This is a genomic window from Yersinia vastinensis, assembly GCF_902726565.1.
GTDB lineage: Bacteria > Pseudomonadota > Gammaproteobacteria > Enterobacterales > Enterobacteriaceae > Yersinia > Yersinia vastinensis.
In genome coordinates this window covers 52,364-75,170 of the sequence record NZ_CACVAF010000014.1, presented here as the reverse complement: position 1 = coordinate 75,170, position 22,807 = coordinate 52,364, and the positions used below count along the sequence as shown (strand labels likewise).

The window sequence follows — 22,807 nt, the reverse complement described above, 5'->3', positions numbered from 1 at the left end:
TTATAAAACATCAAGATAATAAGCAATGCTTTCGGCCGCTTTGCGCCCCTCGGCAATCGCGGTGACAATCAAGTCGGCACCACGCACGATGTCACCACCGGCAAAGATCTTGGGGTTGCTGGTTTGATACGGATAACCGGAAATAGTCGGTGCAACTACCCGCCCCTGCTTATCCAGCACCACATTGTGTTCAGCCAACCACGACATCCGATGCGGGCTAAAACCAAAGGCCATGATCACAGCATCGGCGGGAATAATGTGTTCAGAACCGGGAATAGGCCGCGCCTGCCGCCGCCCTTTAGCATCGGCCTGCCCCATTTCAGTTCGTACCATTTTGATGCCAGTCACCTGCCCTTGCTCATCCACTTCAATCCGTTGCGGTTGAAGGTTAAACATAAATTCAGCCCCTTCCTCACGCGCATTTTTAACTTCGCGTTTGGAGCCGGGCATGTTCTTTTCATCACGGCGATATGCACAAATCACATTGGCAGCACCATGACGCAATGAGGTACGCACACAGTCCATCGCGGTATCACCACCACCTAATACCACCACTCGCTGGTTTTCCATGCTGACATACGGGTGAGCACCACTGGCGCTATATCCCATCAGATGTTGGGTATTACCAATCAAGAATGGCAAAGCATCAAAAACGCCGGTGGCATCTTCATTTTCCAACCCGGAGCGCATCGAACGGTACGTCCCCACCCCTAAGAACAGTGCATCAAACTCACTGAGCAGGCTCTCCATCGTGATATCACGACCAATTTCGGTATTCAGGCAAAACTCAACGCCCATCTCACTAAAGATCTCACGCCGCCGGGTCATCACGCCTTTTTCCAATTTGAACGCCGGAATACCAAAGGTCAGCAAGCCCCCAATTTCGGGATAACGATCGAATACCACTGGCGTAATGCCGTTTCTAACCAAAATATCCGCACAGCCCAATCCCGCAGGCCCTGCGCCGATAATGGCAACGCGCTTACCTGTCGACTTAACGCCGGACATATCGGGTCGCCAGCCTGTTGCCAGTGCCGTTTCAGTGATATGCCGTTCAATTTGGCCGATGGTGACTGCACCATCGTGGTCATTCAAGGTACAAGCCTGTTCACATAAGCGATCTTGCGGGCATACCCGGCCACAGATCTCCGGCAAACTGCTGGTTTGATGTGACAGCTCCGCCGCCTCATGAATACGCCCTTGATGCGCCAAAGCGATCCATTTCGGAATGGCGTTATGCAGTGGGCAAGTCCACTGACAGATAGTCTTATCACCACAATTAAGGCAGCGCTCTGCCTGTTCAAGAATTTGGCCTTCGGTAAAGGGTAAATAGATCTCGGCGAAACTGTTCTTACGCACCTCAAGTGGAATTTTTTTCGCCTCGCGCCGTGGTGTTCGTGGCCGCAGTAATAAGTTAACAGGAGCCGCATCACGGATATTCTTGCTTAACGGGCTAAAAGAGTGAGTCGCACCAGCACCTGAGGCAGTGCCAAACAAACGGCCATTATGCTCATTCAATGCCGTGCGCTGGCGCTTCTGGCGCTGCTGATTCAGTAAGTAATTCTGATCAACCAACGTCAGTGCTTGAGTTGGGCACGTTTTGATACACGCGGGGCCATCAGGTTGGTTAATACATAAGTCACATTTTTGCGCTTCAGTACGTTGATAGGCATCTGCCAAACGATGGCTGGCGGGTTGAACGGTTTCAGTCACAACAGTCATCATGCCAAATGGGCAGGCAATCATGCAGGTTTTACAACCAATGCATTTCTCCTGAATGACTTGGACACTATTATTTATTTCAACAATAGCCCCATTGGGGCAGGTGCTGGCGCAAGGCGCATCTTCACAGTGATGACAAAAAACCGCTGTGGCGCTGTAGTTATCTTTAAAAACTTGATTCCCTTTAAATACTTTAACCCGCGGAGTGAAGTATTCCGGTTTATCCGGGAAATGGCCTTCATGATGTGCTACGACACAAGCTACTTCACAGCTGCGACAACCAATACAGCTTTCAGCGTCCGCAACAATAAATGGATTCATCTTATTTCTTCCCATAAGTCATATCATTGCCAGATAAGTAATTATTATTTTCAACAACCCTTTACAACTCTACAAATTCATTAACCTTATAAACATAGTGGCTATAATACTTTATTATTACAATTAATTTTTAATGCAAAAAAATTGTGCTTTTGCTGATATTTCTGGCTAATTAAATTGGCAAATGCACAGCCATACAGTAATGACCTGTGGGAAGAATCGATTAAGCATAGGGAATTATCCCTATTAATCTTAATAATAAAGAATATTCATTTGTGCCATGCTAACTGGACGTTTATTTAAACGATAAAATCATTCGACACTTGATTGATCCAGATCACTTTAATATTAAACCCCGACAAGATTTCATTAAAAAAAACCAAGGTAATGGGGGTTGCAGCAAGGCTGTAATGCTATCGGGCTAAACAGCAAAGATACTGGGTATTTGTGATGACAGCCCCACTTCTCTGTACAGCGACACAACAATTAAATAATTTACCCCCACTTTTTTGGGCCGATGCACAATGCGATTTATTATCCCTCTCCATATAATGGATACAGCGCTAACAAAGACATTTATGAGAATTAACTTTTGTATTTATATAACACCAAATAAAAAATAGGTTATTGCATTTTATTCATCGAGAATTTAAATGCGGCAACCTAAAAAATGATTTATAGAGGGTATAAAAATGAGTCTGGAAGCCGCTGTCCCTGAAAAACGGACCCACGTCCGATATATCATATTATTAATTATCTTTATTGTAACGGCAATTAACTATGCTGACCGGGCAACATTGTCAATTGCGGGTACTGAAGTTGCAAAAGCCTTGGAATTAGATGCTGTTGCAATGGGATATATTTTCTCAGCTTTTGGCTGGGCATATCTATTAATGCAAATACCTGGTGGCTGGTTACTTGACCGCTACGGCTCCAAACGTGTTTATACCTATAGCTTGTTTTTCTGGTCTCTCTTTACCTTTACACAAGGCTTTGTTGACATGTTCCCGGTAGCTTATGCTGCTATCTCCATGTTTATCATGCGCTTTATGTTAGGTTTCTCTGAGGCTCCGTCCTTCCCTGCTAACGCCAGAATTGTCGCCGCCTGGTTCCCAACCAAAGAAAGGGGAACTGCATCGGCAATCTTTAACTCGGCACAATACTTCTCGCTGGCAATCTTCTCTCCATTATTAGGCTATTTAACCTTTGCCTGGGGCTGGCAGCATGTATTTACCGTGATGGGTGGACTCGGTTTCGTCTTAACCATAGCTTGGGTTAAATTTATTCATAACCCGACTGATCATCCCGATATGTCTGCATCTGAACTTGAATACATTAAACAAGGCGGTGCCGTTGTTGATATGGACCATAAGAAACCAGATGGTCATAAAAACGGTCCTAAATTAGATTATCTTAAGCAACTGTTAGCTAGCCGAATGATGCTGGGCGTCTTTTTCGGTCAATACTTCATTAATACCATTACCTGGTTCTTCCTAACTTGGTTCCCGATTTATTTAGTACAAGATAAAGGGATGTCGATTTTAAAAGTGGGTATGGTGGCCTCTATTCCAGCACTGTGTGGTTTTGCTGGCGGTGTGTTAGGCGGCGTATTCTCTGACTCATTAATCAAACGTGGTCATTCACTGACTTTTGCACGTAAAGTACCTATCGTGTTAGGCATGCTATTGGCATCAAGTATTATTCTGTGTAACTACGTAGACAGTGACTTTGTGGTCGTCGCACTGATGGCATTAGCCTTCTTCGGTAAAGGCTTTGGTGCCTTGGGTTGGCCCGTCATTGCCGATACTGCACCCAAAGAAATTGTCGGTCTGTGCGGTGGCTTATTTAACGTCTTTGGTAACGTTGCCTCCATCGTTACGCCACTGGTCATCGGCTACTTGGTGAAAGAGTTACATTCATTTAATGCAGCGTTAATCTTTGTCGGTTGCTCGGCCATTATGGCGATGTTCTGCTACTTATTTGTCGTCGGCGATATCAAACGCTTGGAATTGAAAACTTCTTGATAGACCCAAAACAGGTGCCTCTCGTGGGGCACTTGTTGTTTAGAATATAAGATAAATATTATAAGGGTAATATTATGAGCATGAGTCATAGTCCTGTAGAAAACCCGCTTTATATTAAAGTGCAGGATGCAGATAACGTTGCCATTGTGGTTAATAATAATGGGCTTTGCGCTGGCACCCGGTTTAAATGCGGTCTTGAACTTATTGAGCATGTGCCACAAGGGCATAAAGTTGCATTAGTCGATATCCCTAAAGGCGGAGCAATCATTCGCTATGCGGAAGTGATTGGTCTGGCGATGCGGGACATTGCCCGTGGCAGTTGGATTGATGAATCACTGGTCGAGCTACCCGCAGCCCCTGCACTGGAAACGCTCCCTCTAGCCACTGCGGTGCCTGCGCCACTGCCCCCGTTAGAGGGTTACACCTTCGAGGGCTATCGCAATACTGACGGCAGTGTCGGCACTAAAAATCTACTCGCGATTACCACCAGCGTACATTGTGTGGCCGGTGTGGTGGATTATGTGGTCAATATTATTGAACGTACTCTGCTACCCAAATACCCCAATGTTGACGGTGTGGTCGCGCTGAATCACTTATATGGCTGTGGGGTGGCAATCAATGCACCGGCAGCAGTGGTGCCCATCCGTACCCTCCATAATCTGGCCCTTAACCCCAATTTTGGCGGAGAAGTCATGGTAGTCGGCCTGGGTTGTGAAAAACTCCAACCAGAACGACTGCTGGAAGGCACTCCAGACGTGCAAGTTATCTCTCTGGATGAAAGCAATATTGTGCGTTTGCAGGATGAGAAACACGTTGGCTTCCGCTCAATGGTTGAAGATATTTTGCAAGTGGCTGAAAAACACTTACAACGCCTGAATATGCGCCAACGTGAAACCTGCCCGGCTTCTGAATTGGTGGTAGGAATGCAATGTGGCGGTAGCGATGCTTTCTCTGGTGTAACAGCCAACCCCGCCGTGGGCTATGCTTCTGACTTACTGGTGCGTTGTGGCGCGACAGTGATGTTCTCAGAAGTCACTGAAGTGCGCGATGCCATCCATCTGTTAACCCCTCGGGCGATGGATGAAGATGTGGGCAGAAGGTTGTTGGAAGAGATGAAATGGTACGATGATTATCTCGAAACGGGCAAAACAGACCGCAGTGCTAACCCTTCTCCCGGCAACAAAAAAGGCGGTCTGGCTAATGTGGTTGAAAAAGCCCTCGGCTCGATTGCCAAATCAGGCCGTAGTGCCATTGTTGAAGTGCTTTCGCCGGGGCAGCGCCCAACTAAACGTGGGTTAATTTTTGCCGCAACACCGGCCAGCGATTTTGTTTGTGGCACCCAACAACTGGCCTCTGGCATTACTGTGCAAGTCTTTACGACCGGGCGCGGTACACCTTATGGCTTGGCGGCGGTCCCCGTCATCAAGATGGCAACCCGCACAGATTTGGCGGACCGCTGGCATGATTTGATGGATATCGATGCTGGAACCATTGCCACCGGTGATGCCACTATCGAAGACGTCGGCCAGCAATTATTTGAATTTATTTTGGATATTGCCAGCGACCGCAAGCGCACATGGTCTGATCAATGGGGGCTACGCAATGCTCTGGCGGTGTTTAACCCAGCCCCTGTGACCTGAGTCACTCCGTTTCATCATCGGCCGGTCGATTGACCGGCCTATTTCTTTGACTATTCCTGCTCACCTAACTGCAACGCCACGTACAGCAATAAGCGATCATCAAAGTTTCCCAAATCCAACCCTGTCAGTTCTGAAATTCGATTCAGCCGATATTCCAACGTGTTACGGTGAATAAACAGTGCCTTAGCCGTCGCCGTCGGTTGCACATTATTGCGGAACCAACAAGCTAGGGTGCGACGCAGCAAACCGTTGCTGTCCATCGCCCGCAATTTGGCTAATGGCAGGGCCAGTTCGTTGGCTTGCCACCCGCCCCGTAAACTATCAAGCAAAACCGGTAAAACCAGATCCTGATAATAGTAACTGCGCAGCTCCGGCATTCGCTGTTTGCCCACCGCCATCGTGGTACGAGCAGTACGATAGGAACGTGCAATACTGCCGGGGCCAGTAAAAAAATTCCCCAGCGAGAGGCGCACTCGTAAGCGACCCCGCTCTGTCATGCGTGAAAGCAGCGACTCCATGCGCCGCCGGTGATCGACGGCGTCCCAGCGACCATGGCTGTTTAGCGCCGGTTTCAGCACCACCATTTCGGTCAAAGAAACAATCGCAATCAGATTGTTACGCTCTGGAGTAGTCAGTAGGGTTTGCAGCTCTTGTAATTCCGACATGGCGCTATCGACACTTAACTGGCCACTGTCGACATCCACCACCGCCACAACGCGAGGTTCGTTGATATCGACCCCAAGGCGCTGCGCCCATTCAATCAGCGCCGGTGATATCTCTTCAGTACGTATTAGGTTTAATACCAGCTCTTCGCGCAAGCGGCTATCCTGCGCCAGTAGGTGCACCAAACGCGCCTGCTCCATCATCATTTCTGCCGCCATGCACACCAGTTCACCATATTGGCGGAGTTGGCCCGGATTTCCAGTTAGGCCAATCACACCAACAATCTCCCCCTCAAGGCGTAATGGTAGGTTGATTCCGGGCTTTACCCCGTGCAATTGACGTGCGACAGCCTCATCAATGTCGACAATTCGGCCATGAGATAGCGACAGCAGCGCCCCCTCATGTAGCTCTCCGAGGCGTTCTTCATCGCCGCTACCAATAATCCGCCCTTTGCCATCCATCACATTAATGTTGGTATCAATGATCTTCATGGTACGGGTAACAATATCCTGGGCTAGCCGGGGGTCAAGATTATAGACACTCATGCGTGAGACCTCAGTTTAGGCTAATGCACCAGCATATGTGGTCTGTGGTGGGATTACATTGGACAACTGCCTAATTTTAAAGCTGAAGAGAGAGAGTTGAGGTAAAGCTCACAAAAATAACAAAATAGGATGGGAATAGCGGAGAAAAGAGTGATAACTCACGGGCTTCATTGACTAAAAAATCAGGGCCAGCGAATGTCAGCCCTGATGGAGAAATGACGATTATAGATAAAAACTATGATTGACCAGCCGCTATACCAATGGCCAATGTGGCAGCAATATTGCGCGCCGTCATGAACACATTGCCTGCAGCATTATCCAGCGCCTGTTCTAAGGTGCAGATGCTGTAAATCACACTAAATACCGCATCCAAACCATGTTCATACACCACATCCGCATCGGCCGTCAGGCTACCTGCAATGCCAATCACTGGTTTGTTATAGCGTTTGGCTACTCTGGCAACACCGATAGGCACTTTGCCGTGAATGGTTTGGCTATCAATCCGCCCTTCACCCGTAATCACAAAAGTGGCATCACGGACTAATGCATCCAGGCCCAGTGCATCAGTTACAATATCAATCCCAGGGCTTAAGGTTGCACCACAAAAAGCCAGTAGTGCTGCGCCTAACCCCCCCGCTGCTCCGGCACCTTCGACCTGATCAACATCGATATCCAGATGGCGTTTAATGACACTGGCGTAATGCAGCAATCCTTCATCCAGTTGGGTCACCATCTCCGGAGTTGCCCCTTTCTGCCGCCCGAAAATGGCCGAAGCACCTTCGCTACCGGTCAGTGGATTAGTGACATCACAGGCAACGTCGATTTGGCACTGTTTAATACGAGGATCTAACCCGGAAATATCAATTGAATCCAGTTCAGGCAGCTTCCCACCGCCAAAACCAATCTGCTTGCTGTGTTTATCTAATAATTTGACGCCCAGTGCCTGTACCATCCCCGCGCCACCATCATTGGTCGCGCTGCCACCGATACCGATAATGATATGTTTCACGCCCTGATCCAGCGCATGACAAATCAGTTCACCCGTGCCAAAAGAGGTGGTTTTCAGCGGGTTACGTAATTCAGGAGGGACTAATTCGAGCCCACTGGCTGCCGCCATTTCAATAAATGCAGATTTTTCATCACCGGAAATCCCGTAAAAGGCGTCGACTTCCTCCCCTAGCGGGCCGGTCACATTAACCTTAATAATTCGCCCGGCGGTGGCGGCAACCATGGCTTCTACTGTGCCTTCGCCACCATCAGCAACTGGCAATTTGATATATTGCGCATCAGGAAACTGGGTACGAAAACCCGCTTCAATCTGCACCGCAACGTCCAACGCGGATAAACTTTCTTTATAAGAGTCCGGAGCGATGACTATTTTCATAAATGGTTTAATCTCATGAGCTATCCGATGCCACAAGGGCACCGGCACCACTGATTAACGTGTCACTTCAACTTTAGCCAATGTCTCGTAATAGCAGGCCAATGCGCTGTGATCTGCGTTGCCCAATCCATCGGCTTTCAGTGCTTGCATCATCTCCATAACGGCGGCAGTTAGGGGCAGTTGTGCACCAACACCGTGCGAAGTATCCAAGGCATTAGCCAAGTCTTTGATATGCAAATCAATGCGAAAACCCGGTTTGAAGTTGCGATCCATCACCATCGGCGCTTTAGCTTCCAGCACGGTACTGCCTGCCAAACCACCACGGATAGCTTGGAAAACCAGATCTGGGTTCACACCCGCTTTGGTCGCGAGTACCAAGGCTTCAGACATCGCGGCAATATTCAGTGCTACCACCACTTGGTTTGCCAGTTTTGTCACATTACCCGCGCCGATATCACCGGTGTGCACCACCGAACCACCCATGGCTTTCATCACGTCATAACATTTATCGAAGACCGCTTTATCGCCACCTACCATCACAGACAAAGTGCCATCAATAGCTTTAGGTTCCCCCCCACTGACCGGCGCATCCAACATCGCAACCTGCTTTTCTGCTAGCGCTTCGCTGATTTCGCGACTAACCAATGGCGCAATAGAACTCATGTCAATCAGCACCGTGCCGGGCTTCGCACCCTCAATCACGCCATTCTCACCCAGCACCACCTCTTTCACATGCGGTGAATTCGGCAGCATAGTAATAATAATATCGCACTCGGCTGCCAGCGCTTTTGGCGTTGTCGCTGTGCTGGCACCGGCACTGAGTAGTTCATCCAATACCGCACTATTTCGATCAAGGACAGTTAATGAGTAGCCTGCCTTCAGCAGATTTTTACTCATTGGTTTTCCCATAATCCCTAAACCAATAAAGCCGATTTTCATTTGTCACTCCTCAATTAAGTCGCCGGGCCGCCAATGCGGCGGTACTCAATGGCTAAAACAGATTGATCGCTATTTTTTAAATTTGTCGCACAAGGCTTGGGTCGCATTACGGAAGACGCCCAAATCACTGCCGACCGCCACAAAGGTTGCCCCCCATTCCAGATAACGACGAGCATCCGCTTCTACTGGGGCCAGAATGCCACTGGGCTTCCCTTGCGCTTTAGCGCGTTCGAATATATGGCGAATCACTTTTTGGACTTCAGGATGATTCGGCTGCCCCAAGTAACCCAGTGCAGCGGAGAGGTCACCCGGCCCGACAAAAATGCCATCCACACCATCGACAGCAGCGATAGCATCTAAATTATCAACGCCTTGTTGACTTTCGATCTGTACCAGCACGGTGATGTTGTCGTTAATGGTGGCGAAGTAATCTGGCACTGTGCCGTAATTATTGCCGCGATGAGACACGGATACACCGCGAATACCTGCCGGTGGATAACGGGTTGAGGCAACCGCACGAATGGCTTCCTCTTCACTTTCGACAAAAGGAATCAGAAAGTTGTAGAACCCGATATCCAGTAATCGTTTGATAATGATGGGTTCATTGCAGGGTGCGCGCACAACTGGCGCACTATTGCTGCCTTTCAGCGCCATTAACTGTGGAATAAATGTCGTGACGTCGTTCGGGGCATGTTCGCCATCCAACACCAACCAGTCGAAGCCCGCCAGACCTAATACTTCGGCTGAAATATGATTTGCCAGCGCACTCCAGCAGCCAATCAAGGTTTGCCCTTGTTGTAGGTTGCGGCGGAACTGATTAGGATAATTTTGGAGACTCATTTTCAATCCTTATTCTACGATTCACGATAGTCATTATAGAAACCGCGTTCCAATAAACCATCGGGCAAAAGAACAGGAATAATGAGTTATTAATTCATCGTTATAGGCAGATGCACAATAAAATGCGCCCTGCTTCACAGACTGCGTCATGCTGTCAATGGCATCACGCACTCAACAGACTGAAGGCGCAAAATAGGAATGACAAAGAGTTCACAAAATCTCGCGGCAGTAGTGATAAGGTACTCAGTCCGCAGGTAGAGAGTGCTGGTGTGTTTTTCGCTATTTGCGCAATTGGCTGTGGTCAACCACACTTGCCAGATAAGATGTTGGAGGAGAGCAACGTGCAACGTGAACAAGTTTTAAGCAGTGCACTCAATCTGTTAGAGCAGCAAGGGCTAGCCAATACTACGTTGGAGATGCTGGCAGAAGAAGTCTCAGCTGAAGTCAGTGATCTGACCCGATTTTGGCCTGATCGCGAGGCATTATTGTATGATTGCCTACGCTACCATGGTCAGCAGATTGATACTTGGCGGCGCCAATTGCAGTTGGACGAGACATTATCGCCAAAACAAAAGTTACTTGCGCGTTACCAAACACTGAGTGAACAAGTAAAAAATCAGCGCTACCCTGGTTGTCTGTTTATTGCCGCGTGCAGCTTCTACCCTGATGATGATCACCCCATTCACCAGTTAGCGGAACAGCAGAAACAAGCGTCGTTGCACTATACTCAGGAACTGTTGCAAGAGATGGATGCTGATGATGCCAGCATGGTCGCACAACAAATGGAGCTGATATTAGAGGGGTGCCTAAGCAAACTGCTGGTTAAACGTCAATGGCAAGATGTCGACGTTGCCAAGCGTCTCGCTGAAGACGTTTTAGACGTTGCACAATGCCGTAAAAATGGAGCACTCAGCTAAAGCTGGGGAACCACGTTTTGCAGGGATTTTTTCTTTTTTTGTCTGAAAAGAGAGCGATCAACACTGTTTTCGTGGTTTTAAGTTATAAATCCGTTGACGATCAGCAGCCAATACGGTTTAATGCGCCCCGTTGCCCGGATAGCTCAGTCGGTAGAGCAGGGGATTGAAAATCCCCGTGTCCTTGGTTCGATTCCGAGTCCGGGCACCACTATTCTATAAATGGACGTCGATTGACGTCCGTTTTTACATTTAAAACCCTGCAGTGCCAGCTATCATCCCCTACTCCATACCAACTGATTTCAACCTGATTCCACCTACATAAAGTGACGCCTATGGGCACAAATGCGGGTACAGTCCAGTTCGATAATTATTATAATAATACCTAAAAAATCACTTCCGGAGACCATTCATAGCACTCACCGATGTGAAAATATGGGTCAGCAAAAACCGAAGATAACCCTTACAAACTGACCGACAGCGATGGCATGTATTTGCTGGTTAATCCCTATGGGGCAAAATATTGGCGGCTACGTTATCGCTATCTCGGTAAAGAAAATACCTTAGCATTGGGCGTCTACCCTGCCCCCTCCCTTTCAGAGGCTAGGGTCAAACACGACGCCGCACGCAAATTGATTGCCGGGGGCTCCGCCCCCAGTGAGGTTAAGTGCGCGAAAAGTTTTACCTGATACCACTCAAACATTCGAAGCTATTGCCCGGCACTGGCATGCCGCTAATAAGCAATGGTCTGAGCAACACAGCGAAAAGGTGTTCAAAAACCTGGAAATGTATCAATTTCCTGTGAACAGTACTCACAATATCGCCTCACTCAGGACACCCGACCTGCCCTTGAGCTTAATCGTATCCCAGAGCTGCTGGCGCGTATTGAGGACTATAAAGGTCAATCTCATACTCACCTGCGCGTGAGCAATAAACAGCGGCAGACCTGTTGGATATTTGCACAGGCCTTCTTTAGTTTCACCGCGACTTTTTGTCGTTGTTCATTTCCATAGCGAAGAAAGCCGAAACCTTTTCTAATAAGTCATTGTCGCTCAGCAACTGCCATACCCGCTTTTCAAGTTCTTGTATCCGCCGTTGTTCCGGTGTTATAGCACTGGCTATAGGTGTGTTTCCGCGGATCTCTCCTCGATACTATCATAGCCAGTGAGCTGGGCATTATTGAGCTGCATCTGACCGATGGTTAAGGTCGCACGGTTAGCTTTGATATAATGACAGCTATAAGTAGATAGTATATTCTAATGGACTTTCAAATAATGGCCTTTCAAATAATGGCCTTTCAAAATTCGAATCCAATAATCCATGGTTTCAGTAAAACTTAACAATGGACAGACATTCATTTCTGACCTCGGTACCTCGCTGTTGGACAGCGCCAAAGTAGCGGGCATTACCTTGGAATACAGCTGTCGCACGGGTCGTTGCGGCGTGTGTAAAGCCACCGTACTTAGCGGTGATACTGAAGCTCTCAGGGAAGAAACGTCACTGACTACCGAGGAAGTTGCAGCCGGAATAATTCTTACCTGCTGCCGCCATGCCATAAGCGATGTCGAGATTGATGCCGAAGACATTGGCGCTCTGGGCGACATCGAGGTCAAAACTCTCCCTTGCCGCATAGACACGATCACCCGTCTGACCGATAACGTTGTGGAAGTGATCTTGCGAGTTCCTCCTGCCAGCAAGCTGCATTACCTTCCTGGTCAATATCTGGACGTGATCGGTAATGGCGGCCTGCGCCGCAGTTACTCCATTGCCAATGCCCCACGCACCGATGGCAAACTGGAACTGCAGATCCGCGAAGTCAAGCAAGGCGAGATGTCAAGCTACTGGTTCGGTAGCGCCAAACCGAATGACCTGCTTCGCCTTGAAGGCCCACTCGGCACCTTCTGCTTGCGAGACAAAGACGCCAGCACAATCGTGTTTCTCGCTACCGGCACTGGCATTGCGCCAGTGAAGGCGATGCTTGAGCAACTGCTAAACAACCCCGATCTGGTAGCCGACAAGAAAATTCTCATATATTGGGGCGGGCGTACCGTAGATGACATTTATTGGACTCCCCAGTTTGAGAGGCTGAACGCGGTGTTTATTCCAGTATTATCGCGAGCCAGCGCGGACTGGCAGGGGCGTACAGGCTACGTACAGAACGTCCTGCTGGATGATGGGATCGACCTCACCCAAGCTGTGGTTTACGCCTGTGGTTCGGAAAACATGATTCAGTCCGCCCGTGAAGCATTGGCTATTGCTGGGTTACCTGTCAAACACTTTTACTCCGATGCATTCGTGAGTTCGAACTAAAAAGGAACGGTTATGAAAGCGGTCATTCTGGCAGGTGGGCTCGGCACGCGTTTAAGCGAAGAGACCGGTACGCAGCCCAAGCCTATGGTTAAAATCGGCGGCAAGCCGATTCTGTGGCACATCATGAAAATGTACTCCTCCCACGGCATCAATGATTTCATTATTTGCTGTGGCTACAAGGGTTACATTATCAAGGAATACTTCGCCAACTACTTCCTGCATATGTCAGACATCACGTTCAACATGCGCGAAAACACCATGAAGATTCATGACCAGCGTGCTGAAGACTGGAATGTGACGTTGGTCGACACGGGCGAAACGTCGATGACAGGTGGTCGTCTGCGCCGTGTGGCAGACTATGTGCGTGATGATGAGGCTTTTTGCTTCACCTACGGCGATGGCGTGGGAAGCATGGACATCAGTGCTGCCGTCGCCTTCCACAAGAGCCACGGCAAAGCTGCCACACTCACTGCGACCTTTCCGCCAGGCCGCTTTGGCGCACTGGACATCAGTGAAGGCCAGGTCCTGAACTTCAAGGAAAAACCTAAAGGCGACGGCGCTATGATCAATGGCGGCTTCTTCGTGCTTTCTCCTCAGGTGCTGGATTACCTAGAAGGGGATAGTACGGTATGGGAACAGGGCCCGCTGATGAGCCTCGCCGAACAGGGCCAACTGATGGCCTTCGAGCACCAGGGCTTCTGGCAACCGATGGATACCCTGCACGACAAAAATCTGCTTGAGAAGTTGTGGCAGAGCGGTGATGCGCCATGGAAAACTTGGGACTGAGAACGATATGAAAGCTTCTGTCTCCGCTGACTTCTGGAAAGGCAAAAAGGTTTTCCTCACCGGCCATACTGGCTTCAAGGGTAGCTGGCTGGCTTTATGGCTGCAGGGCATGGGTGCTCAGGTGAAAGGCTTTGCCTTGGCACCGCCAACAACGCCTTCACTGTTCGAAGAGGCGCAGGTTGAACGGGGCATAGAGTCGCAGATAGGCGACATTCGCGACCTGCATGCCGTTACTGAGAGCATGGTTGCCTTCAATCCAGACATCCTGATTCACATGGCGGCTCAACCGCTGGTTAGGCTGTCGTACCGCGAGCCTGTCGAAACCTACTCCACCAACGTCATGGGCACCGTTCATGTGTTGGAGGCTGCGCGTAAGTGCCCCAGCCTACGTGCCATCGTGAATGTCACCACCGACAAATGTTACGAGAACCAGGAATGGGAATGGGGCTATCGCGAGAATGAGCCCATGGGTGGCCATGATCCATACAGCAACAGTAAGGGCTGTGTGGAATTAGTCACCAGTGCTTATCGCAACTCGTTCTTCAATACCGAACGCTCCGCTGCGTTGGCCTCGGCGCGCGCCGGCAATGTCATCGGGGGAGGGGATTGGGCCGACGATCGGTTGATTCCCGACATCCTGCGTGCTGTCGAACAGAGTAAGCCCGCTGTTGTGCGTAACCCGAAGGCTACTCGCCCTTGGCAGCACGTACTTGAGCCGCTAAGCGGTTACCTTGTTCTGGCCCAGCATCTATGGGAGCATGGCCAGTTATTTGCTCAGGGTTGGAACTTCGGTCCTCGTGATGAAGACGCTCAACCTGTTGAATGGATACTCGATCACATGGTGCAGGCGTGGGGAGGGGGCGCTAGCTGGCAGCTTGACAGCGACCCGCAACCGCACGAGGCACGTTATTTAAAACTGGATATATCCAAGGCCCGCACTCACCTGAAGTGGGAGCCAACATGGAACCTGGAGACAACGCTGACTCGCATCGTCAACTGGCATCGCGCCTGGTTGCAGGGCGATGACATGCATGCCCGTTGCGTAGAAGAAATCAATAGCTACATGGCAGCCATGCCACTGACACCTAACCGATAATTAGCTTGAACAGGAAATACTATGACCTCCGATATGCTCCGTCAGGAAATCAGCCAGCTCGTTGAGCGCTACGCCCAGACTGCCTTGGCGGCTAAACCTTTTGTCGGAGGCGAAACCGTCATCCCTCCATCGGGCAAGGTAATCGGCGCGCGTGAACTGCAACTGATGGTTGAGGCCTCGCTGGACGGCTGGCTGACCACTGGTCGTTTCAACGCTGAATTCGAGAAGAAGCTCGCTGCGTTCCTGGGTGTGAACTACCTACTGACCGTGAACTCAGGTTCTTCGGCCAACTTGGTTGCGTTCAGCACCCTCACTTCACCGAAACTCGGTGATCGTGCAATCAAAAAAGGCGACGAAGTCATTGGCGTCGCTGCCGGTTTCCCGACGACCGTCAACCCGATCGTTCAGTTCGGTGCGATCCCTGTGTTCGTCGATGTTGAAATGAACACCCACAACATCAACGCAGACTTGATCGAAGCGGCCATCACGCCGAAGACCAAGGCTATAATGCTTGCTCACACCTTGGGCAACCCATTCAATCTGGGCAAGGTGAAAGCGCTGTGTGAAAAGTACAACCTATGGCTGGTCGAAGATTGTTGTGACGCGTTGGGCGCGACATACGACGGCAAGATGGTCGGCACCTTTGGCGACATCGCCACACTCAGCTTCTATCCTGCCCACCACATCACCATGGGTGAAGGCGGTGCGGTGTTTACAAACAACGCCCAACTGAGACTGATCGCTGAATCGTTCCGTGATTGGGGCCGTGACTGCTACTGCGCGCCAGGTTGTGACGACACCTGCGGCAACCGTTTCGGACAGCAGTTCGGTAGCCTGCCGCAAGGTTACGATCACAAGTATGTGTACGCGCACTTGGGCTACAACCTTAAAATCACCGATATGCAAGCTGCCTGCGGCTTGGCTCAGTTGGATAGCGCGCCGAAATTCATCGAGACCCGCAAGCGCAACTTCAAGCTGCTGAAAGAGCGTTTGTCTAGCCTCAGCGCCTTCTTGGAAATCGCCGAGCCTACGCCAAACAGTGAGCCATCCTGGTTCGGTTTCCCGGTTACCTTGAAAGAGACTGCTGGCGTCAAGCGTGTAGATTTGCTGAAGTTTCTTGATCAGAACAAGATCGGCACCCGGCTTCTTTTCGCAGGCAACCTGACTCGCCAGCCGTACTTCCATGATGTGGAATACCGCGTGGTGGGCGAGCTTACCAACACCGATCGCACCATGAACCAGACCTTCTGGCTGGGCGTGCAACCGTCGTTGGGCCAAGAGCATTTCGACTACGTTGGTGAAAAACTGGAAGAGTTCTTCGGGATCGGTTTCTAACTTATGAAAGCATCTGATGCAGTAGCAAAAGTCCTAGCGGACACCCAAGTCATCTATGGTTTTGAGCTCATCGGTGGAATGATTACCCATTTGGTGGACAGCATTAATTTGCTTGGTAAGACCAAGTTGGTCTCAATGCACCATGAGCAAGGCGCCGCCTTCGCTGCATCGGCTGTCGCACGTGCGACGAATCACAATGTGATGGGCGTGGCATTAGGCACTAGTGGCCCTGGTGCCACGAACCTGATCACGGGAATTGCCGATTGCTGGCTGGACAGCCATCCGTGTCTATTCCTGACCGGCCAAGTCAATACGCATGAGCTCAAAGGGGAACGGGCCATACGTCAACAAGGTTTTCAAGAGCTTGATAGCGTCGCGTTGGTGAGTAGTATCACCAAGTATGCTCATCAAGTCAGGCACGTTGATGAACTGATTCCCTGCTTGCTCAAAGCGATTACTATCGCTCGAGCAGGTCGCCCAGGCCCTGTGTTGCTGGACATCCCCATGGACATCCAGCGAGCCGAGGTGGACGAGGCGGTATTGGATGAGTTATTAAGCGTCTGGGCCTACGAGTCTTCGTTAGCCCCGGCGCAAAGCGCCTCGTACGGCGATGTATGGGCATTGTTGGAAAAAGCGCAGAAACCAGTGTTCCTTATTGGTGGCGGCGCAGTAAATATGCCAGGGTTCAGCCAATGGTTGAGTGAGGTCAGTAAACTGGGCATTCCTCACGTTGCAAGCCTTAAGGGCGCCGAGAAACTACCCGCCAGCGAGCATTACCTTGGAATGCTGGGGGCCTATGGCACCCGAGCGGCTAATTATGCAGTGCAGAACTGCGACCTGCTGATCGTGTTCGGCAGCCGCATGGATGTGCGCCAAACCGGCGCAAAGACGGAAACCTTCGCGCGCAATGCGCACATCGTGCAGTTCGATCTGGATGCTGCCCAGTTGGATAACAGGGTAAAGGCGCAACAGTCAATCAACGCCAACCTTGAGGCGGTATTTGCCTCGTTCGTCACCCATGCTCCAAACCTTCGATCCGTTCCCTCTGCTTGGCAAGCGCACCTAGCGCAGGTGTTCGAGCAGTCGTTCAAGGACGAGTACACGGACTGGAGTATCAGCCCTTTCGAATTGTTCAGTACCTTCAACGAACTGGCTGAAGGTCAAGCGCTAGATTACGTCGTCGATGTGGGCAACAATCAGATGTGGGCCGCGCACACCTTGCGCCTAGGCTCTCATCAGGCCATGCACCATTCCGGTGGGTTGGGTACGATGGGCTTTGCCATTCCCACTGCGGTGGGCGCCTGCATCGCTGGCGGTAAGCCAGTAGTGGTGATTACTGGCGATGGTGGCGCCCAACTGAATATTCAGGAGCTGGATATCATCGCCCGTGAACGTCTCCCCATCCTCACCGTGGTATTGAACAACCACTCCTTGGGTATGGTGCGTGGCTTTCAGGAAATGTACTTCGAGGGTCGTAACTCCTCAACTTACTGGGATGGCTACACATCACAGTTCCAGGCACTGGGTGCTGCCTACGGCATCGATTCGCGGAGCTTGAACGACCTGGAAACCCTCAAGGTTGCGGTCGCCGAGTTCTTGGCGAATGGAAAGCCGATGCTGATTGAGGTGTTGATGCCAGATGCACGGGAATGCCGACCGCGTCTTGAGTTCGGACGCCCCATCAACGAACAATCGCCGTTACTGGAACTGGGTCAATGAGACTTGCCATCCTAGGGGCGAACAGCCATATCGCCAAGGACCTGATAGCCAGCATCCAGTCTACGACTTACCAGTGCACCCTGTTCGTCCGAGCACCCAACGCGTTGGATGCCGAGCTTCAAGAGACTGCGGTGCGCAAGGGATTTGCCGTCGCCACCTACGCCAGCTTCGATGATCGCTGCCAGTTCGATGCGATCATCAACTTCGTTGGCGTAGGCGACCCAGCCAGAGCATTACAAATGGGTCAAGCCATATTTACCGTCACCGAACACTATGACAATCTTGCCCTGGCCTATCTGCGCAGCCACCCCGAGTGCAAATACATCTATCTCAGTAGCGGCGCTGCCTATGGCTCCAATTTTACAGCCCCGATCACCGAGACCTCGACTGCAGTTTTTCCAATCAATGCCCTGTTGCCGCAGCATTGGTATGGCGCTGCCAAATTCCAGACCGAGTGTCGTCATCGAGCGCTGCCGGATGCGGCTATCGTCGATGTTCGTGTATTCAGCTACTTCAGTCATCGTCAGGCGCGCGAGGCACGGTTCTTCCTTAGCGATATCCTAAGGGCACTGCATGCTGGGACGGTTCTGGAAGTTTCACCAGACGACATGCTGCGGGACTACCTTACTCCTGCTGACTTCATGCAGTTAATCGACCGAATACTGCAGGCTCCAGCATGCAACAGTGCCGTGGACTGTTACAGCCTCGCGCCCGTAGGAAAATTTGAGTTGCTCGCAGCTTTGGGCGAGCAGTTCGGCCTGAACTTTACGATTGTAGGTGAGCAGCCCCAGGTGAATGCCACAGGCCAAAAGACTCATTATTATTCGTACAATCGCAAGGCCGAGCAATTGTTCGGCTATGTACCCGCCGATTCTTCGCTGAGCGGCGTGATGCATGAGATCAAGCAGGCGCGGCATGCAGAAGACTGAAAAAGTACGGACACGAATTCGCGCGTTTCTAAAGATAAAGCTGGTCCGTTTTTTGTTGGTGGGTGTGATGAATGCAGTATTCGGCTACGGCTGTTTTGCTGGTTTTCTCTACCTCGGTCTGCATTACAGCATGGCTCTGCTACTGGCCACAATCCTCGGCGTTTTGTTCAACTTTAAAAGCATCGGTACCTTGGTGTTTGGTTCGAAAAAAAATAGACTCATCTTCCGTTTCGTAGCCGGGTATACCGTTGTCTACGGTGCCAACGTGGCAGGTATTGCTGCGCTTACATTACTGGGCGCGACCCCCTATTTAGCTGGCATCGCATTAATTGTGCCGATGGCTCTACTCTCATTTGTCATTAACAACAGGTATATATTCAATCATGCGTAAACTCATCAGCATAGTGACACCTTGCTACAATGAAGAAGCCAATATTGATGAACTTTACCAGCGCATCATCAACGTTATGGCGCGCCTTGACTACGATTACGAACATATCTTCATCGATAACTGTTCGACTGATAACAGCCTCGTCAAGTTACGTGCATTGGCTGCCCAAGACAAGCGGGTAAAGCTCATCTTGAACGCGCGAAATTTCGGCCATATCCGCTCGCCGTACTATGCTTTGCTTCAGGCTCGGGGTGATGCCGCAGTATTGATTGCCTCTGACTTGCAAGACCCGCCCGAAATGATCGAAGAGTTCGTGAAAAAGTGGGAGGAGGGTTTCAAGACAGTTATGGCGGTGAAACCGGAAAGCGAAGAGTCGCGCCTAATGTTCATCGCTCGCCGTATCTACTATCGCTTCGTCACGCGAATCTCCGAAGTACCGTTGGTGCAGAACGCCACGGGGGCTGGTCTATTCGACCGGGCTGTTCTAGACATACTGAAGAAGATTGACGACCCTTACCCGTATTTCCGTGGTCTGCTGTGTGAGATAGGCTTCCCGATCGCGACCGTGCCATTCAAGCAGCCGCGGCGCATGCGCGGCATAACCAAGAACAATTTCTATACGTTGTATGACATTGCTATGCTTGGCATTACCAATCACTCCAAAGTGCCGCTACGGCTGATGGTGATAGGCGGCGCACTGCTCGCAGGGTTCAGCCTGTTAGCCGCATTTGGGTTCTTGATCGCGAAGTTGGCATTCTGGGACTCCTTCCAGATGGGTATTGCGCCGTTGCTCATTTCTCTGTTCTTTTTCAGCTCGGTACAGATCCTGTTCTTGGGGATGCTTGGGGAGTACTTGGGCTCGGTTCACACTAAAATCCGCAATATGCCGTTAGTCATCGAAAGCGAACGCGTGAATTTTGACTAACCGCGCTGGGGAATGCATTGAAATCTATAATTAAACCAATTACATATAGTGATACTAAAATGAGCGCTTATCCAACATGGCGGATGACGTTTGCCGCCGACTGGAAGCTGATAATCATCGGGGCGATTGCGACTTTCTTCCTCGCAAGCATTTTCATGAGTGGCCTACCCGACGGCTTGATGCCCAACCTGACAACCCCCTATGCCTATACGCGTGATGGATTGTTCCATGCTTGGATGGCGCAAAGAGTCACGGAAGGCTGGCTATTCGATAACGTCCGAAGTGGTTATCCATTCGGTTCAAGCTTCCTAGATTTCCCAGGTTCAGATTCGGGCGCTCACTTATTGATCAAAGCATTCGCTCTGATAAGTGGAGGCTGGGTGGGTGGAGTGAATCTATTCTTTTTATTTGGATTTGCTTCCTGCTTCGTTGCAACTTACGTGACCGCTCGGGCTTTCTCTCTGAATCGCAGTTTTGCTGTGGCGATGAGCGTCCTTTACACGTTTGTCCCCTTCCACTTCCTTCGGTTAGAGCATCTTTTTTACACTTCCTATTTTGTCGCCCCGCTGTTTTTCTATCTGGCATTGGATATCTATCTGACCCGCGGGCCAACCTATTACACGGGACTTAAATCGACGCTTCGCAAACTCGTAGCGTCCGCTGCCGGCATGCTGGTTCTCGCCTCTTTCGGAGTGTATTACGCTTTGTTCGGGGTGATTATTCTCGCCACAGCCGGTGTCATGAGCGCAATCAAATCTCGAAGTTCACATGGTGCGAAAAAAGCGGCGCTACTCATCAGTGCAACCATTTTGGGTGTGATGTTAAACCTCGCGCCTAACGTGCTAGGGACTCATAAGGTCGGTCCTAATCCGGAGGTGGCTCAGCGTTCAATTATCGAATCTGAAATGTATGGGCTGAAGATGATGCAGTTGTTGATGCCGCGGATAGACCACCGGATTTCGCAATTTAGAGAGGTCGCCCAGAAGTATCAACATAACCCTTTAACCAACGAAAATGCAACTTCTTCGCTGGGTATCATCGGTGCAGCGGGTTTTATGATGGCGTTGCTTTACCTAATCTTCATCCCCGCACGGACGGGATCCGATGATAGGCTTCGCCTTCTGGCGGTCACAACATTTGTGCTGTTCCTGTTTGCAACTGTAGGCGGCTTAGGTTCGCTATTTGCCATGGTCGTATCCCCGTTGATAAGAGGTTGGAACAGAGACAGCATTTTCATCGCTTGCGGCGCCCTGCTTTTCTTCTTCATTTCGCTCCAGCTTTTATTGCAGAAGAAAGCGCCTCGGCTTGCCAATCAGTCAGTAGCCATTGCAGCCATTGCAGTCGTGCTGTTGTTCATAGGCTTGTACGACCAGACCAAGTCCGTCTGCAAAAACTGTAATGCGGCCGTTAAGGCCTCGTTCGATAACGACAGAGACTTTATCCACGCTATCGAAAAAACGCTCCCTGCGGGGGGGGCGGTTTATCAGTTGCCTTACATAGGCTTTCCTGAAACACCGAGAATGCACCGCTTGTACAGTTACCAAATGATGGCTGGCGTGCTGCATTCGAAAGCCCTGCATTGGAGCTACGGCGGTATGAAGGGGCGGCCAGGGGATTTGTTCTATCGTGCGTTGGGACAAGAACCAATATCGCATCAGATTGAGGTCATCCGCAGGCTCGGCTTCGATGGAATTTATATCGATCGTCGTGGCTATGCAGACAACGGCGAAGCGATTATTCAAGAATTATCTCAGTTGCTCCAGCAACCACCGTTGCTTCAGAGTGACAACAAAGAATTGGTGTTCTATAAGCTGGATAACAGCGCGCATCCAGACTTGGCAAGTCTGACAGCAAAGCAAATTCAGCAAAAGGCAGGGTACATTGCAGACGCTCTAGGCCCACGCTACAGCTCTGACCTGATAAGCGGGATGGACTTCACACGGACTGGCTTTCCTGACTTTATAGATGACGCCCAAGGTCTGTATGGGCTCGAGCCATGGGGACGCTGGTCATCCCAACAAGCCGTCTTCAAATTTACTGACCCACTGCCGCAGAAATTCTCTCTTATACTGAATGCTCGGGCTTTTGGCGCGAAGGATCATGAACCGACTCTTGTCAGGATAGGTAGCCATGAATACAGTATTCCGCTCACCGCAGGTGTCTCTGAAATCCGTCTGGATGTTGACCTCGCAGGCGAGAGCGCCAATAGCATCACCTTCATCCCCCCCAAACCTGTATCGCCTATGCAGCTTACCGGAAGCTCGGATACTCGGATTCTTGGCGTAGGTTTCGTATCAATGCGAATAATCCCATGACAAAGTCGA

17 protein-coding genes, 1 tRNA gene and 1 pseudogene are annotated in these 22,807 nt (G+C 50.4%); 14 read left to right on the top strand and 5 right to left on the bottom strand.

All coding sequences use genetic code 11. The features are described from left to right. Entirely contained in the window at positions 1 to 2,043 is a 2,043-nt protein-coding gene (gene aegA, locus HUZ92_RS18060; protein ID WP_145579442.1) for a formate-dependent uric acid utilization protein AegA, read from the bottom strand. Between the two features lie 692 nt (positions 2,044 to 2,735). On the opposite strand from aegA, the gene HUZ92_RS18055 reads away from it, so the two are divergent. After that, positions 2,736 to 4,067 carry an MFS transporter gene (locus HUZ92_RS18055; RefSeq protein WP_050099734.1) on the top strand — a complete coding sequence of 444 codons (1,332 nt, stop codon included), beginning with the start codon at positions 2,736 to 2,738 and terminating at the stop codon, positions 4,065 to 4,067. A 74-nt stretch (positions 4,068 to 4,141) separates the two neighbouring features. Then, the gene (garD, locus tag HUZ92_RS18050) at positions 4,142 to 5,707 is read left to right on the top strand and encodes a galactarate dehydratase (RefSeq protein ID WP_050295939.1); all 1,566 of its coding nucleotides are present in this window, start codon (positions 4,142 to 4,144) and stop codon (positions 5,705 to 5,707) included. A gap of 50 nt (positions 5,708 to 5,757) precedes the next feature. On the opposite strand, the gene HUZ92_RS18045 is transcribed toward garD, so the two are convergent. From HUZ92_RS18045 to garL, 4 genes are all read right to left on the bottom strand, one after another. Further along, positions 5,758 to 6,915 carry a CdaR family transcriptional regulator gene (locus tag HUZ92_RS18045; RefSeq protein ID WP_050099732.1) on the bottom strand — a complete coding sequence of 386 codons (1,158 nt, stop codon included), beginning with the start codon at positions 6,913 to 6,915 and terminating at the stop codon, positions 5,758 to 5,760. Positions 6,916 to 7,150: 235 nt separating this feature from the next. After that, positions 7,151 to 8,299, bottom strand: coding sequence for a glycerate kinase (locus HUZ92_RS18040; RefSeq protein ID WP_050099730.1), 1,149 nt, complete (start codon positions 8,297 to 8,299; stop codon positions 7,151 to 7,153). Positions 8,300 to 8,353: 54 nt separating this feature from the next. Continuing rightward, entirely contained in the window at positions 8,354 to 9,238 is an 885-nt protein-coding gene (garR, locus tag HUZ92_RS18035) for a 2-hydroxy-3-oxopropionate reductase (RefSeq protein ID WP_050099728.1), read from the bottom strand. A 69-nt stretch (positions 9,239 to 9,307) separates the two neighbouring features. Then, positions 9,308 to 10,078, bottom strand: a complete 771-nt coding sequence (garL, locus tag HUZ92_RS18030) for a 2-dehydro-3-deoxyglucarate aldolase (RefSeq protein ID WP_050099727.1) — start codon at positions 10,076 to 10,078, stop codon at positions 9,308 to 9,310. 341 nt (positions 10,079 to 10,419) lie between these two features. Here garL and HUZ92_RS18025 point away from each other — a divergent pair, with 341 nt between their 5' ends. The 12 genes and pseudogenes from HUZ92_RS18025 to HUZ92_RS17970 all read left to right on the top strand — a co-directional run bounded on the left by HUZ92_RS18025 (position 10,420) and on the right by HUZ92_RS17970 (position 22,798). Further along, complete coding sequence (locus HUZ92_RS18025; RefSeq protein WP_050100127.1) at positions 10,420 to 10,995, top strand: transcriptional regulator; 576 nt, start codon at positions 10,420 to 10,422, stop codon at positions 10,993 to 10,995. 132 nt (positions 10,996 to 11,127) lie between these two features. Further along, positions 11,128 to 11,203: transfer RNA gene (locus tag HUZ92_RS18020), tRNA-Phe, on the top strand. 201 nt (positions 11,204 to 11,404) lie between these two features. Continuing rightward, a pseudogene (locus HUZ92_RS18015) lies at positions 11,405 to 11,838 on the top strand (Arm DNA-binding domain-containing protein); the annotation flags it as partial. A 474-nt stretch (positions 11,839 to 12,312) separates the two neighbouring features. After that, a complete protein-coding gene (locus HUZ92_RS18010; protein WP_050099726.1) occupies positions 12,313 to 13,302 on the top strand; it encodes an FAD-binding oxidoreductase in 990 nt (329 codons plus the stop codon). A gap of 12 nt (positions 13,303 to 13,314) precedes the next feature. Beyond that, entirely contained in the window at positions 13,315 to 14,088 is a 774-nt protein-coding gene (rfbF, locus tag HUZ92_RS18005; RefSeq protein WP_050099724.1) for a glucose-1-phosphate cytidylyltransferase, read from the top strand. A gap of 7 nt (positions 14,089 to 14,095) precedes the next feature. Next, the gene (gene rfbG, locus HUZ92_RS18000; RefSeq protein ID WP_050141169.1) at positions 14,096 to 15,184 is read left to right on the top strand and encodes a CDP-glucose 4,6-dehydratase; all 1,089 of its coding nucleotides are present in this window, start codon (positions 14,096 to 14,098) and stop codon (positions 15,182 to 15,184) included. Positions 15,185 to 15,205: 21 nt separating this feature from the next. Then, a complete protein-coding gene (gene rfbH / locus HUZ92_RS17995) occupies positions 15,206 to 16,519 on the top strand; it encodes a lipopolysaccharide biosynthesis protein RfbH (RefSeq protein WP_050099722.1) in 1,314 nt (437 codons plus the stop codon). Positions 16,520 to 16,522: 3 nt separating this feature from the next. Further along, positions 16,523 to 18,238: a thiamine pyrophosphate-binding protein gene (locus HUZ92_RS17990; RefSeq protein WP_050099720.1), complete on the top strand. Its 1,716-nt coding sequence runs from the start codon at positions 16,523 to 16,525 to the stop codon at positions 18,236 to 18,238. Next, positions 18,235 to 19,167: an NAD-dependent epimerase/dehydratase family protein gene (locus HUZ92_RS17985; protein ID WP_128451790.1), complete on the top strand. Its 933-nt coding sequence runs from the start codon at positions 18,235 to 18,237 to the stop codon at positions 19,165 to 19,167. The genes HUZ92_RS17990 and HUZ92_RS17985 overlap by 4 nt, the downstream gene beginning before the upstream one ends. Next, positions 19,154 to 19,558 (top strand): GtrA family protein, encoded by a 405-nt coding sequence (locus HUZ92_RS17980; protein ID WP_050099717.1) that lies wholly within the window; start codon positions 19,154 to 19,156, stop codon positions 19,556 to 19,558. The genes HUZ92_RS17985 and HUZ92_RS17980 overlap by 14 nt, the downstream gene beginning before the upstream one ends. Then, positions 19,551 to 20,483, top strand: a complete 933-nt coding sequence (locus tag HUZ92_RS17975; RefSeq protein ID WP_050099715.1) for a glycosyltransferase family 2 protein — start codon at positions 19,551 to 19,553, stop codon at positions 20,481 to 20,483. Before HUZ92_RS17980 ends, HUZ92_RS17975 begins: the two co-directional genes overlap by 8 nt. Before the next feature lie 17 nt (positions 20,484 to 20,500). After that, positions 20,501 to 22,798: a DUF7024 domain-containing protein gene (locus tag HUZ92_RS17970; protein WP_230678362.1), complete on the top strand. Its 2,298-nt coding sequence runs from the start codon at positions 20,501 to 20,503 to the stop codon at positions 22,796 to 22,798. Positions 22,799 to 22,807: the final 9 nt, after the last annotated feature.